A 14,158-nucleotide genomic window follows, 5' to 3' on the forward strand; every position below is an offset into this window, starting at 1 on the left:
CGCCGCGGCCGCGGTCGTCGTCGTGGTGGGGAGGGGCACGCGAGTGGAGGACTGGGTCAGCTGGACGCCGACAGCCCCGCCGGACACGACGACGGCGGCGACGGCCGTCGCGACTGCGAGACGCATGTCCTCACCCCCTTATCCCCTGGCGCGGTTCGGCATACACCCCAAGCGTCCCCCGAATCACGCGTGTCCGCATCCTAGTCGGCGGCCTCAATGGCCTCATTGAAACCAGGAAACCCGACCGCCTCAGGAATCTCACGCCCCGTCTCGGCGCGAGCGCCCGGGCGTGTCGCGCCTCCCCGGTGCTCAGGTGGCCGGGCGGTGAGGCGTCCGCGTGCCCTCATCGATCGCCGCGTCGATCCGCCCCGGGTCGAAGATGTGGTCGGTGAGGATCGTCGCGAGGCCCACCACACCCGCCATGCTGCCGAGCGTGGCCGGGACGATCTCCAGGCGCCGGGTGGCCAGCGGGAGGGAGCGGCGGTAGACGCTCTCGCGGATCCCCGCCATGAGGTGCCCGGCGGCCGCCGCGAGCTCTCCCCCGATGACGACCACCGCCGGGTTGAGCAGGCTCACCGCGTCGGCGATCCCCACGCCGATGGTGCGCCCGGCCCGGCGGACGAGCGAGGTGGCCAGCGGGTCACCGGCGCTCACGAGGCCGATGACGTCGAGGGTCGTCGTCGCCTGCCGTCCACCCTCCCGCAGGTCGCGGGCGAGCGCCCAGCCCCCTGCATACGCCTCGATGCACCCGAGGTTGCCGCACCGGCATACCGGCGGCTCGTCCTCGCCCGCACGCTCGATCTGGAGATGCCCGAGGTCGCCCGCAGCGCCATCGGCCCCGCGGTAGATATGGCCGTCCGCGACGATGCCCGCGCCGATGCCCGTCGCGATCTTCAGCATGAGCATCGACGAGGCGGTGGGATGGGCTGTCGTGTGCTCGCCGACCGTCATCGCGTTGGCGTCGTTGTCCACGAGGACGGGGCAGTCGTACCGTCCGGCGAACCACGTGGGGATGGGGTAGCCGTCCCACCCGGTCATGATGGGCGGGCTCACGACGGTCCCGGTCGAGAAGTCGACCGGACCGGGCAGCGCGATGCCGATGCCCAGCACGTCCGCAGCCGACGCGCGGACCTCGGCGAGCAGCTCGACGAAGAGCCGGTCGACCGTGGTGAGCCACTCCTGCGGGCCGAGGGTGACGTCGAGCGGAGCGCGGGTGTCCGTGCGGACCCGGCCGACGAGGTCGGTGACCGCCGCGCGCACGCTTGTCGCCCCGGCGTCGGCGATGAGCAGGACGCCGCGGTCCTCCCGCAGGTGGAACTGGCTCGGAGGTCGACCCCGGGCCGCCGTCGTGCTCCCTGCGACGAGGAGCCCCGCGGTGACGAGCGTGTCGAGTCGCGCGGCGACGGTCGCTCGGGAGAGCCCCGTCCGCTCGACGATGTCGGCTCTCGTCAGGCCGCCGGAGCGGCGGATGAGATCGAGGACGTGCCCGGCTGACCCGTATGCCGTCGGGTAGCCCTCCGTCGTCGCGGTCATGCCCGTATCCCCTCGCCGTCGCCGTGCCGTCGGAGACATTTGTATCAGAGTCTCATCTTTCTGCTTGACAGTAGACATATTTATGTCCTTCACTATGCATAAGTCATCCGGCGCCGGGCCGGTTGCCGTCACCGAAGAGAGGCACCCATGACACGACTCCTCCCCCGCACCCGCGTCGTCGCCACGGCGGGGATCGCCGCATGCGCCGCGCTCGCCCTCGCGGCATGCGGCTCCGACGACTCGTCCTCGGGCAGCAGCGCAGCGGCCCAGACCGGCAAGGTGGCCGCCGTCATCAAGGGTCTGGACAACCCCTTCTTCCAGACGATGGAGTCGGGCATCAAGCAGGCCGCTTCGACGGGAGGAACGTCGGTCACGATCCAGGCGGCAACCGCCATCACGGACACCTCGGGCCAGGCGGACAAGCTGAGCGGCCTCGCAGGCCAGGACTACAAGTGCTTCATCATCAACCCGATCACCGGCACGAACCTCGTCCAGGGTCTCGCCCAGATCTCGGCGAAGAACGTGCCGATCGTCAACATCGACAGCCCGGTGGACGCCGACGCGGCGAAGTCCGCCAACGCGAAGATCGCGACGTACATCGGCACCGACAACACGGCGGCCGGCGAGCTGGCCGGCAAGCAGATGTCGACCATCCTGCCCGGCGGCGGCAAGGTCGCCCTCATCGGCGGCATCTCCGGCGACGTGACGAGCGGGGCCCGCCTCGACGGCTTCAAGAAGGGCATCGCCTCCAACATCTCCATCGTCCAGACCGTCGCGGCCGACTGGGACCGTCAGACCGCGCTCACCAAGGCGACCGACATCCTCACGGCCCAGCCCGACCTCAAGGGCTTCTTCGTCGCCAACGACGACATGGGTCTCGGGGTCGCCAAGGCGATCTCCAACGCCGGCAAGACGGGCCGGATCAAGGTCATCAGCGTCGACGGCAACAAGGATGCGTTCGAAGCGGTCAAGACGGGCGACCTCAGCGCCGTCGTCGCCCAGTTCCCCTACGTCATCGGCTCCATGGGCATGGAGGCCTGTGAGGCGGCCATGCAGGGCAAGACGCTCCCCCAGTCGGTCGACGCCCCCGTCCAGGTCGTGACGAAGGACAACGTCGACAAGGCGCTGTCGTCCGCCCCGAAGCCCGGTGAGAGCTACACCGACCCGTTCGCGGAGCTCCTCAAGTGACGACCACCCGGACCGACACCGCCACCCCCTCTGCGCCGACCGCTCAGCGGGCCCGCGCGGGAGGACTGATCCGCTGGGTCCTCGACCCCGCCAACCTGGCCGACTGGGCGGCCCTCGTCGGGCTCGTCGTCCTCGTCGTCGTCTTCCAGGCGCTGAACTCCAGCTTCCTGTCCGCCGGCAACATCCAGTCGATGCTCGTCGCAGCAGCCATCCTCGTCGTCCTCGCCGTGGGCCAGACGTTCGTCGTCGCCACGGCCGGGATCGACCTGTCCATCGCCTCGGTCATGACCTTGGCCGCGGTCGTCTTCGGGACGGTCTTCGCCTCCGGCGCGGGCCTTCTCGTGGCAGCGCTCGCCGCCCTGGCGACGGGTGCGCTCGTCGGCCTCGCCAACGGACTGGTCATCTCCAAGGGACGGATCACCGACTTCATCGTCACCCTCGGGACGCTGTCGGCGGCCTCGGGCCTCGCCCTCATCATCGCCGACGGCAAGCCCCGCACGATCATCAGCGGTCCCCTGCTGCGGCTCGCGACCGGGCACGTGGGCATCTTCGGCTACTCCTTCCTCATCGCGCTCGTCATCGCGGTCGTCGCGCACGTCGTCCTCTTCCACACCCGGTTCGGCACCTATGTGCTCGCCACCGGCGGCAACGCGGAGGCCGCGAGCGCGACGGGTGTCCCGACGGCGCGCATCAAGACGGCGGTCTACGTGATCGCCGGCGTCCTCGCCGGCATCGCCTCGATCCTTCTCGTGGCCCGGGTCGGCGCGGCAGAGCCGGCCGCGAACACCGCGTTCCTCCTCAACTCGGTCGCCGCCGTCGTCCTCGGTGGAGTGAGCCTCTTCGGCGGCCGGGCGACGATCGTCGGCCCGGTCATCGGCGCCCTGCTCCTCACGGCACTCGTCAACGGCCTGACCCTCCTCGGGGTCTCGCAGTTCTACCAGCCCCTGTCCGTCGGCGTCGTCGTCGTGCTCGCCGCCTTCCTCACGAGGTTCCAGAAATGAGTGACACCACGGCCGCCCCCGCGGTCCCACTGATCCACGACGTCCCCGCCGACGCCATCCTCACCGTCGAGGACGCCGCCATCGCCTTCGGGCAGGTGCGTGCCCTCAAGGGCGCCTCCATGCACGCACGACGCGGTGAGGTGACCGCCATCGTCGGCGACAACGGCGCCGGCAAGTCCACCCTCATCCGCTGCATCAGCGGGGTCCACGCGCCCGACAGCGGCCGGATCACCTTCGACGGTCATGAGGTCGAGTTCAAGACTCCGCACGCGGCCCGCGACGCCGGTATCGAGACGGTGCACCAGAACCTCGCACTCGTCGAGGACCTCACGGTCTGGCAGAACCTCTTCCTCAACCGGGAGATCGTCCGCGGCGTCGGCCCGCTCCGCCTCCTCGACCGGCGGGCGATGCGCAGCCGCGCCGACGAGATGGTGTCCAGCCTCGCCGTCAACGTCCCGGCCGTCGGGTCGCGGGTGCGGCGCCTCTCGGGCGGGCAGCGACAAGCGGTGTCCATCTGCCGGGCGGCAGGCTTCGCCTCCAAGCTCATCATCATGGATGAGCCGACGGCCGCGCTGGGGGTCCAGGAGACCGCTCGCGTCGAGGAGCTCATCACGCGGTTGAAGTCGGAGGGCCACGCCATCCTGCTCATCAGCCACAACTTCGCCCAGGTGCTGCGGCTCAGTGACGCGGTGTGGGTCATGCGGGCCGGGCGCTGCGTCGCCGGCCGACGGACCGCCCAGACCGACGGCGACGAGATCGTCGGGCTCATCACCGGCGCCCGGGCGGGAGACATCCCCGTCGAGGCCGCGTGACCCGACCCCGTGCATACGACCCCCGACCGACAAGACCAAGGACCATCGTGACCCCTCCACCCACCAGCCCTCTCGGCATCCACGCACTCGTCTGGGTCGGCGACACGTCGCCGGACAGTGTGCGGTACGCCGTCGAACGCACCGCGGCCTGCGGCTACGACCTGCTCGAGCTCTCCCTCCACGACTCCGTGAACCTCGACCGGGAGGCGACCCGGAAGCTGTTGCAGGAGAACGGCCTTCGTGCCGCCTGTTCTCGGGGCCTGGCCCGGGACGCCGACGTCTCGAGCGACGACCCGGAGGTCGTCGCTCGGGGAGCGGAGCTGCTCCACGAGTCGCTCGCCGTCACCGCCGCCATCGGCGGCACGGTCCTCACCGGAGCGCTCTACAGCGCGTTCGGCAAGGCGCCTGCCCCGCTGACGGCCAAGGGACGGGCCAACGTCGTCTCGGTCCTGCGCGAGCTCGCCGAGGAGGCCGCGTCCCACGAGGTGACCCTCGGCCTGGAGATCTGCAACCGCTACGAGACCAACGTCGTCAACACGGCCCGCGACTGCCTCGTCCTCGCCGACGACATCGGGGCGGACAATGTGATGGTGCACCTGGACACCTACCACATGAACGTCGAGGAGGCCGATCTCGTGACTCCGGTGCGCGACCTCGGCGAGCGGCTCGGCTACGTCCACATCGGGGAGAACCACCGTGGCTACCTCGGGTCCGGTCACATCGACTTCCCCGCGTTCTTCGGCGCGCTCGTCGAGATCGGGTATGCCGGGCCGATCACCTTCGAGTCCTTCTCCTCGGCCGTCGTCGCCCCCGGGCTGAGCAACGACCTGGCCATCTGGCGCAACCTGTGGGACGACGGGGAGGACCTCGCCCGCGCCGCCCACGCCTTCGTCAGCGACGGGCTGCGGTCCGCCTGGGCCTCGTCGGCGGCGTGAGCGCGATGACCGGCACGGGCGGCCTCGACGCACTCGTCGAGGCCGCCCTCTCGCTCGTGCCACCGGACGATGCACCGGGCCGCGCGGTCGTCGGCATCGCGGGCGCACCGGGTGCGGGCAAGACGACCCTCGCCGAAGCGCTCGTGGAGGCGGTCGCCGAGCGATGCGGACCGGCATACGTCGCTCATGTCCCGATGGACGGCTTCCATCTCGCCGACGCCCAGCTCGACCGGCTCGGCCTGCGCGACCGCAAGGGTGCGCCGGACACCTTCGACGCCGAGGGGTATGCGGCGACGCTCGCCCGGCTGCGGAGCGAGACCGGCGCTCCCATCTACGTCCCCGGCTTCGAACGCGATCTCGAGCAGCCGATCGCCGCTGCGCTCGTCGTCGAGCCGACGGCGCGTCTCGTCGTCACCGAGGGCAACTACCTCCTCCTGCAGGAGGACCGATGGCGCCGAGCCCGGGCGCAGGTCGACGCCGTGTGGTTCGTCACGTGCGACGACTCCCTGCGGGTGGGCCGGCTCGTGGAGCGCCATGTCCGCTTCGGGAAGACGCCGGACGGGGCCCGCGAGTGGGTGCTGCGCTCCGACGAGGCCAACGCCGCGCTCGTCGCGGCCTCCGCGGGCGCTGCGGACCGGGTCGTCGTCAACGCCGCCGACGGCTGGCGGCTCGGGCCCTGCCGACGACCGGACCCGACCCCGGTGTCTCGAGCCCGCTCCTGACGCCGACGACGCTTCCGGCGCAAAGCAGTCCGTCGTCGGTCGGGTGCCGGGCACCGAGGCGCGCGAGAGGTCACCCGTGCCGATCGGCGTCGATGCGGTGGGAGGTTGCGAGGGGCCCGGGCCATCGGTCGGCGCTCAGGTGCCTCACGACGGCTTGGACGCGCCGGTGGGCATCCGGTGTCAGCTCGAGGCCGAGGATGTCGTAGATGTGGGAGACGTGGTGGACCACGGACTTCTCCGAGAGGGAGAGCTCCCGGGCGATGGCCGCATTGCTGTATCCCCTCGCCATGAGACCGAGCACGCGCTCCTGCCGGTCGGTGAGTCCTTCGGTGGCCGCGCGAGGGGCGCCGGTCATGAGGAGCGACACGACGTCGGGGTCGATGACCGTCCGGCCGTGGGCCACCGACCGGAGATCCGCGAGGAACTGGTCGACGTCGGCGACCCGCTGCTTGAGCAGGTAGCCGATGCCCGTCGCATGGTCGCGCAGGAGATCGACGGCGACCCCGCGCTGAGCGTGATGGGAGAGGACGACGACCCCGATCTCGGGCCATCGCGCCTTGACCCGCGCCGCCGCCCGCAGGCCCTCGTCCCGGTGGTCGGGCGGCATCCGGATGTCGGTGACGACGAGGTCGGGCCGGTGATGCTCGGTCTCGCCCACCAACTCCTCTTCGTTCGCCGCCATCCCGACGACGGAGAACCCGGCACGCTCGAGGAGCAGGACGAGGCCGTGGCGCATGAGCGCCTCGTCCTCTCCTAGGACGACACGCATGGCACCTCCATGAGAAGGGTGGTTCCGCCCCCGGGCGGACTGTCCACGTCGACGCGACCCCCGAGCGCCGCGACCCGGTCGGCGAGTCCGTCGAGGCCGCCCGCCGTCTCGGGACTCGCCCCTCCGACGCCGTTGTCGGTCACGGCGATCCGCAGCCGACCTCCGCGGAGCTCCATGTGCACGCGGGCCTCGTCGGCATACGCGTGCTTGAGGGTGTTGGTCAGGGCCTCGGTGACGACGAAGTATGCCGCCGACTCGATGGCGGCCGGCAGACGGGCACCGCCGGAGGGGAAGGACACGCTCGTCCGGATCGGGAGCTGCGCGACGAACTCCTCGGTCGCGGCATAGAGTCCGCGTTCGATGAGCGCCGCGGGCAACACCCCGTGGACGAGCCGGCGCAGCTCGCCGGCGCCGTCGTCCAAGCCCTTCCGGAGTCGTCGAGCGGCCTGGGACAGCGACGGCGACGCCGTCGGGTCGGTCTCGATCTCGTAGGCCTCCACGCCGAGCAGGACGAGCCGGGACTGCAGCCCGTCGTGCAGGTCGCGGGCGATCCGGCGGCGCTCCTGGTCCGCGCTCTCGACGACGCGCGTCAAGGTATGCCTGAGCACCTCCCGGGTGCCGAGCAGCTCGGCGGTGAGCCGCTCCCGTTCGAGCGCGAGGGCGACCACCCGGCCGGCGCCGCGGACCGTTTCCGGGTCGGCGAGCAGCGTGGCGTCGTAGACGATCGCGCCGATCCGGTCGCCGCCCAGCTCCACCTCGACGAGCCCGCGGTGCCCTCCGCTCGGCAGGGGCCCGACGACCCCGCCCGCGCCGTCGACGTAGCGTTCCCGGCCCGGCACCCAGAACCACAGCTCGAGCGTGGGGTCGCCCAGCGTCTCGGCGAGGGCCTGGGCCAGCGCAGGCCGGGCCCCAGGGCCGCTGCTCAGCCAGGCGCCGAGCTCCTGGACCTCGCCGGTGCGCCCGAACCCGCCACGGAGGAGGACGAGGACGAAGGCGACAGGAATGCCCGCGAGCGCCACCATCTGGGTGACGTCGATGCCGTTGTCGTCGAGGTGCAGCAGGGGACCGAGGACATGGGAGGCGAACGGCACCATGAGGACCGCGACGACCCCATAGCCCAGGAGCGGCGCGAGGACGCGGCGCCGACGCGGCTCGACGTCCCTGAGCCGCCGGACGAGGACGACGGTGGTCGCCACCATGACGAGCGCACCCGAGGTTCCCTGGACCCAGGTGGCCAGCGTGACCAGACCCGGCCGATCGGCGACGGCGAGGACGTCGTACGGCGCGGGGGCGTCCGCATACAGGTAGAGCGGCACCTGCATGCCGAGGGCCACGACGTAGCCGAACGCGACGATCGGACGGGAGGCGCCGCGCAGCTCGCCGGACGGGAAGGCGTGGACGAGATGGACGACGACGGCCAGCGGCGAGGTCGCGAGCACGAGGCCGGCAGCGACGAGGGCAGGCTCGTGGGCTCCCGTCAAGCCCGCCCCGAGCCACGCCGCGGCACCGATGACGAGCAGGAGGCCGAGCCGGTTGCTCGGGCGCCGGCGCCAGGCGAGCAGGCCCGCAGCGCAGTAGATCCAGGCCAGCAGCGGCGTGAGGATCAGCAACCAGGCCGACGCCCGCGAGGGCTCTGTCGTGAGGACCATCTCCACGAGGCCGAGCCCGGCGAAGAGGAAGGCGATGAACGCGAGGGCAGCGTCGAGTCCGGGAGCGGACGCACGTGTCCCGAGGACACCCCCTGCCATCCGCGCAGTGTGGCAGAGGTCCAGGGCCTCCCGGGCCTGAATCGAGGGACTTGGGTCCCTCCCGAAGAGGGGATCTGAGTCCGTTGTCGTGGCCCGGGTCACCGAAGACTCTGGTGACGTGCGCCCGAACCCTCGCCCTCGCCGACGTCCGCCTGCCGCCCTTCGGGGTGTCCGCCGTCTGCTCACCGTCCTCCTCGGCGCGGCCGTGCTGACGCTGGGGTTGCAGCCCGCCGCCCAGGCCCTCCAGGCTGCCGAGGTCCCGGCGGCCCGGGCCGCGGTCCCGGCGGCCCAGGCCGCAGCGTGCGCGGGAGCGGGCTGCGGCCCCGCGGCGCTGCTCAACGACACCCTGCTGAGCGCTTCCGCGAGCCGCTACTACGCGACGTCGGCCGAGAAGGCATCCCTCGGTGCGCTGTCGAACGAGGCGATCGCGAACACGATCGCCGACCACGCTCTCCCGGGCAGTGATGCGGCCGCGGTGCAGACCTGGGGCCGCGAGGACGCCGAGGCCGAGCTGTGGGGCCTGATTGTCAAGGCGATCCGCACCGCCCCCGCCTCACGGACGACGGACCAGCAGAACGCCGTCACGTGGCTCACCGACGTCATGCACCGCAAGGCGCAGACGGCGGCGCTCGACGCCGGATGGGAGTTCCTCAAGTGGGCGGGGCACGTCAGCGGCACGGCCCCCATCCCGTCGTCCTCCGACATCCTGACGGCGCTGCAGGGCTACAGCACGGGTGCCCTCCAGCCGGTCAACTACATGAACGGCACACCGGACAACTCCACGAGCGGCTTCTGTGCCTACCGGGCACCCGTGGGCTTCGACGGCGACTACACCGGCAACCTCACGACGCCGGTGCTCCAGCGGACGGCCGACTCGTGGTGCTACCCGCCGTACCTGTGCAACAACCTCCTGGGGTGCAACAACAACGAGCCGTCGTTCGCCGCCTTCGTCAAGTGGGGCGAGGCGGACGTGACCGGCGATCCCAGCAAGGACACCGACTTCGCGAGCATGTCGCACAACGTGGCGACGGGCTTGGAGTTCGGTGCCGCGGCGGTCGGCGCAGGGGTCGTGGGGGCGACGCTCGCTGCGGCCCTGGGCCCCGTGATGACCTCCTCGGCGCTCACGACGGCCATCTTCCCCTACACGGCAGCCGCGATCGCCGACTTCGGCATGGGGGTCACCGCCCAGCTGCCGGCGGAGTTCGCGGGCGCTGCCGCCGCGGGAGCCGTCGGGGCGGTCGTCACGGTCGCGATCATCGCGATCGCCATCGCGGTCATCAAGGGGATCCAGGTCGCGGCCGACGCGGCGCTGCCCGGTCAGCTCCACGACCTGATCACCAACGCGATGAGCGGCACCCCCGACCTACCGGCCATGCTCGCCAACGGCGACCAGCTCGGCGGCCTCTATGCGCTGTTCGTCCGGGCGACCGGACCGGCCCCGAAGGCCGCCACGTGCGACAACTCGGGCCTGACCCTCAATGCCGACGGCACGGCGCCGCGGCCCTGCGCCAACGCACCCGCCATCCCCGACGTCGGGGGGGACGACCCCCAGTTCCTCGTGCAGCCGGCCGATGGGAGCGGGAATCCCTCCGGTGACGCGGTCCGGGGCAACACACTCACGTGGCTCGACGCCGTCGCTACCGGACAGACCGACGCCCCGTTCTGGACGAGCAGCGCCCGGTTGAGCGGCAACTGGTTCGTCACGAGCGCCAAGGCCACCGACGGCACCGCACTCCCCGCATACCAGACCCTGCGGCTCCACTATGTCTCCCTCAACCAGTTGCGGGTGGCGACATCGTGGCTGGTCAAGCAACCCGACGGCAGCTACAAGTTCCTCACCATCACGGGCGACAGCCTGTGGGGAAGCGCGGTGCCTCCGGCCAAGCCCATCGACCCGAGCACGTGCGTCGCGGACGGGACGTGTGCCCTCACCGACTCGATCCTGGCGATCAAGCCGGACGCCTCCGGGGGGTTGGCGAACGGTTCGGCCCAGATCGTCAAGGTGGTGCCCGCGGTCCACCCGGACCTCACGATCGGGCACAGCCCGGACCCCGTCGAGGGCTCTCCCGTCACCTTCACGGCGTCGGCGACCGGCGCCGATGTCGGGCAGCTCACCTACACCTGGTACGTCCAGCCCGTGGGTGGGACCGAGATCGACTGCACGGTCGGCGACCCCTTCTGCGGGTACGACGGCCCGTTCACCGGGGACCACGTCGACTACACGTGGCAGCGGAGCGGCACCTATCAGGTCATCCTCCTCGCGGCCGACTCCGGCGGGCGAACGTTCCGTCAGGAGACCGACGTCTCGGTCGGCGACGTCGCGCCGCGGCTGTCGGTCGACCCCGTGACGGGGCCGGTGGCCCTCGGCAGCACGACGACGGTGACCGGGTCCGTCGACCACGCGGGGAGTCAGGACAGCGAGACGGTGTCGATCGCCTGGGGCGACGGCACGACCGACAGCTCCACCTACGTCCCCGGGAACGCCGACTGCCCGTGCGACGTGGAGTTCTCGAAGACCTCTGCGACGCAGCTGGGGTTCACCGGCAAGCACGCGTACTCCTCCCCGGGCAGCCACACCGTCACCGTGAAGGTGACCGACCAGGGGGGCGGCACCGACAGCGCGACGCTCACCCTCGACGTCATCGGCACCCAGGTGCTGAGCTTCCCCGCGATCGCGGACCACACCTACGGTGACCCGGCCTTCGACGTCACCGTGACCGGTGGCGGTTCCGGCCAGCCCGTCGAGCTGACGAGCAGCACGCCGACCGTCTGCACGCTGTCCGACCCGTCCGACCATGACGCGACGGCGTCGGTCACGCTGCGCGCGACCGGCACCTGCACCCTCGAGGCGAACCAGGCGGGGGACGAGGTCTACCAGCCGGCGGAGCCCGTGGACCGGTCGTTCACGATCGCTCCCGCCCCGCTGACGATCACGGCTGCGGACAAGACCACGCTCCTGCACAACGCCGTGCCGGCCCTCACCGTCGGCTACAGCGGCTTCGTCGACGGCGACACCGCGGCCGACGTGCACGCACCGACGTGCACGACGAACGACGGAACCGGCCACCCGGTCACCGCCAAGACCGCGGTGGGCACCTACGCGATCACCTGCTCCGGTGCCACGGCCACCAACTACCGGATCACCTACCAGGCCGGCACGCTGTCGGTGACCTACCGGTTCGGCGGGTTCCCGCTCCTGAAGTCCGGAACGCACGTCAACACGGCGATCGCCGGGCTGCCGGTTCCCATCGTCTGGCTCGTCACCGACGGCCGGAAGATCCCGGTCCTGGACGCCGCCAGCTTCACGTCCATCACCGTGGCTCCGATGACCTGCGGCGGGACGGTCCCGACCGGTGGCACCTCGATCGGTCCGGCGTCGGGTCTCCACCGCTACCTCGCGATCTTCTGGGAGTACACGTGGAACACGTCGAGGACGCTCAAGGGCACCTGCCAGGCGATGACCCTGCACCTGTCCGACGGCACCTCGCACACTGCCCTGTTCAAGTTCCGCTGACCAGCGCCACCTGACGGTTCGCCCAGCGCCGCCGGAGCCACCGGTCGTGCGACGTGACGACGACTGCCCCCGGCGCGGTGCCGAGGGCCTCCTCGAGCTCCGCGGCGAGCGCCAGGGACACATGGTTCGTCGGCTCGTCGAGGAGGAGCAGGTCGGGAGCGGTCGCCACGGCGACGGCCAGCGCCAGTCGTCGGCGCTGGCCCACACTGAGGCTCCCCACGCTCGTCGCGAGGTCGCGAGGATGGAGCAGGCCGAGACCGCGCAGCGGGAGGCGCTCGGCCCGCTCGACGCCCAGCGCCTCCGCATACACGACCTGCGCCGCGCGTGCCGGGTCGCCGAGCTCGGGGTCCTGGGTGAGGTATGCCGTGCGCCGGGACGCCACCCGAACGCTCCCCTCGTCGGGGCTCAGCCGCCCGGCGATCACGTCGAGGAGCGAGGACTTGCCGGAGCCGTTCGGGCCGGTGACGAGGACGTGCTCACCGTGGGCGACGTCGAGGCGCGGGAGGCGCAGCCGGACCGCCCCCGATCCGGCGCCGCGGACGAGGAGGTCCCGGATGGTCACGGCCACGCCGCCGAGCGATGGCCCGGTGAGGGGTGCGGCGAAGCGGAGCTGCCGCGGAGGCCGCGGGAGGGCCTCGCGGAGAGCGGTGTCGAGACGTCGCTCCGCGTCGCGCACCCGGCGAGCCCGAGCCCTCTCGACGTTGGCGCCCTTGAACGCGTGGATGAACCTGTCGTTGTCGCGCGGCCCCCGACCGGGTGCGATGGCGCTCGTCCCGATGTGGGTGCCCTCGCGTAGGCGCGCGATGTCCTCCTGCTGCGCGGCATACGTCTCCTCCCACCGTCGTCGCGCGGCCGCCTTCGTCTCGAGGTATGCCGTGAAGCCGCCCCCGAACCGGCGGCCGCCCTCGCCGTCGGTCCCGAGGACGCCGGCGTCGAGGTCGACGATGTCGGTGGACACCCGGTCGAGGAAGGTCCGGTCGTGGCTCGCGGCGACGACGACTCCCGGCAGGTCGACGAGGCTCGCCTCGAGAAGCTCGAGGGCGCTGTCGTCGAGATGGTTCGTCGGCTCGTCGAGGAGGAGGCAGGCCGGCCGGCGGACGAGGGCCGCGGCGAGGGCGAGCCGGGTCCGCTGGCCACCGGACAGCGTCCCCACGGGGCGCTCCCGGTCGAGGCCGTCGACGCCGAGGGTCCCCGCGACGACCTCGGCGCGCCGGTCGGCGTCCCACGCGTCGTGGTGCACCGCCCAGGCGAGGGCAGCGTCGTAGGCCGAGCCGGTGTCCTCGCCGGCGGCCATCCGGCCGGCCAGCCGCTCCACCGTCGCGACGACCTCGTGGAGGGGCGCCAGGGCCTGGTCGAGGAAGGCTCCCACGGTGCCGGTTCGGGCCGGATCGGGCTCCTGAGGGACGAAGACGAGGTCGTCCGGCCGGCTCACCGTTCCTGCATCGGGGTGGTCGCGGCCGGCCAGGATGCGCAGCAGCGTCGACTTGCCGCTGCCGTTCTCGCCGATGAGCCCGACCCGCGTGCCCGGGGCCGCGACGAGGTCGACGCCGTCGAGGACGGGTGTGGGGTCCGCGCGGCCGGGGAAGCGCCGCACGATGCCCCGTGCCTGGAGCGGCACGAGGGCTGCGGTCGGGGTGTCGAGGGACGAGGAGAGGGGGGCGGATGACATGACGACGGATCTCCGGCTGGTCGGTCCGCGGCGGGCATCGGCCTCGGCGCGCGGTAGGACTCGTCGTCAGCTCTCCATGATGCGACCGATGCTAACCGGTGGTGGTCCTTGGCCGCGAACCGGTTTCGGTCCGTCGAGGCGCCGGTCATCCCCCGGAGCGTCAGCCACCGACGGGAGTGCAGGCGGACGAGAGTGCAGGCGGACGGGCCCGGTGGGGCCGCATCCCCGCCACGGGGCGGATCCGGCGAGCCTGCATCAGCGCCAGTG

General features: G+C 71.8%; 10 protein-coding genes. 6 read left to right on the forward strand and 4 right to left on the reverse strand.

Annotated elements, in window-relative coordinates; translation table 11 throughout:
* Positions 1–309: 309 nt before the first annotated feature.
* Positions 310–1,533 carry an ROK family transcriptional regulator gene (locus BN12_RS03980; RefSeq protein ID WP_048550269.1) on the reverse strand — a complete coding sequence of 408 codons (1,224 nt, stop codon included), beginning with the start codon at positions 1,531–1,533 and terminating at the stop codon, positions 310–312.
* A gap of 147 nt (positions 1,534–1,680) precedes the next feature.
* Between BN12_RS03980 and BN12_RS03985 the strand changes: the two genes are divergently transcribed.
* Genes BN12_RS03985 through BN12_RS04005 form a run of 5 tightly spaced genes read left to right on the forward strand, consistent with a single transcriptional unit; the run spans position 1,681 to position 6,191 of the window.
* Complete coding sequence (locus BN12_RS03985; RefSeq protein ID WP_083454395.1) at positions 1,681–2,721, forward strand: sugar ABC transporter substrate-binding protein; 1,041 nt, start codon at positions 1,681–1,683, stop codon at positions 2,719–2,721.
* Positions 2,718–3,722 carry an ABC transporter permease gene (locus tag BN12_RS03990; protein WP_200901137.1) on the forward strand — a complete coding sequence of 335 codons (1,005 nt, stop codon included), beginning with the start codon at positions 2,718–2,720 and terminating at the stop codon, positions 3,720–3,722. The genes BN12_RS03985 and BN12_RS03990 overlap by 4 nt, the downstream gene beginning before the upstream one ends.
* Complete coding sequence (locus BN12_RS03995) at positions 3,719–4,534, forward strand: ATP-binding cassette domain-containing protein (protein WP_083454396.1); 816 nt, start codon at positions 3,719–3,721, stop codon at positions 4,532–4,534. Before BN12_RS03990 ends, BN12_RS03995 begins: the two co-directional genes overlap by 4 nt.
* Before the next feature lie 47 nt (positions 4,535–4,581).
* Entirely contained in the window at positions 4,582–5,469 is an 888-nt protein-coding gene (locus BN12_RS04000; RefSeq protein ID WP_048550271.1) for a sugar phosphate isomerase/epimerase family protein, read from the forward strand.
* 5 nt (positions 5,470–5,474) lie between these two features.
* Positions 5,475–6,191, forward strand: a complete 717-nt coding sequence (locus tag BN12_RS04005) for a nucleoside/nucleotide kinase family protein (protein WP_048555978.1) — start codon at positions 5,475–5,477, stop codon at positions 6,189–6,191.
* Between the two features lie 70 nt (positions 6,192–6,261).
* Here BN12_RS04005 and BN12_RS04010 read toward each other — a convergent pair whose 3' ends face one another.
* Positions 6,262–6,960 carry a response regulator gene (locus BN12_RS04010; protein ID WP_048550274.1) on the reverse strand — a complete coding sequence of 233 codons (699 nt, stop codon included), beginning with the start codon at positions 6,958–6,960 and terminating at the stop codon, positions 6,262–6,264.
* Positions 6,945–8,708, reverse strand: a complete 1,764-nt coding sequence (locus BN12_RS04015; protein ID WP_083454397.1) for a sensor histidine kinase — start codon at positions 8,706–8,708, stop codon at positions 6,945–6,947. Before BN12_RS04015 ends, BN12_RS04010 begins: the two co-directional genes overlap by 16 nt.
* A 118-nt stretch (positions 8,709–8,826) precedes the next feature.
* On the opposite strand from BN12_RS04015, the gene BN12_RS04020 reads away from it, so the two are divergent.
* Positions 8,827–12,222, forward strand: coding sequence for an MBG domain-containing protein (locus BN12_RS04020; RefSeq protein ID WP_157635331.1), 3,396 nt, complete (start codon positions 8,827–8,829; stop codon positions 12,220–12,222).
* Here the strand turns inward: BN12_RS04020 and BN12_RS04025 are convergent.
* Complete coding sequence (locus tag BN12_RS04025) at positions 12,209–13,891, reverse strand: ABC-F family ATP-binding cassette domain-containing protein (protein ID WP_048550278.1); 1,683 nt, start codon at positions 13,889–13,891, stop codon at positions 12,209–12,211. The two genes, BN12_RS04020 and BN12_RS04025, sit on opposite strands and share 14 nt — an antisense overlap.
* Positions 13,892–14,158: the final 267 nt, after the last annotated feature.

This window comes from Nostocoides japonicum T1-X7 (genome assembly GCF_001046855.1).
GTDB lineage: Bacteria > Actinomycetota > Actinomycetes > Actinomycetales > Dermatophilaceae > Nostocoides > Nostocoides japonicum.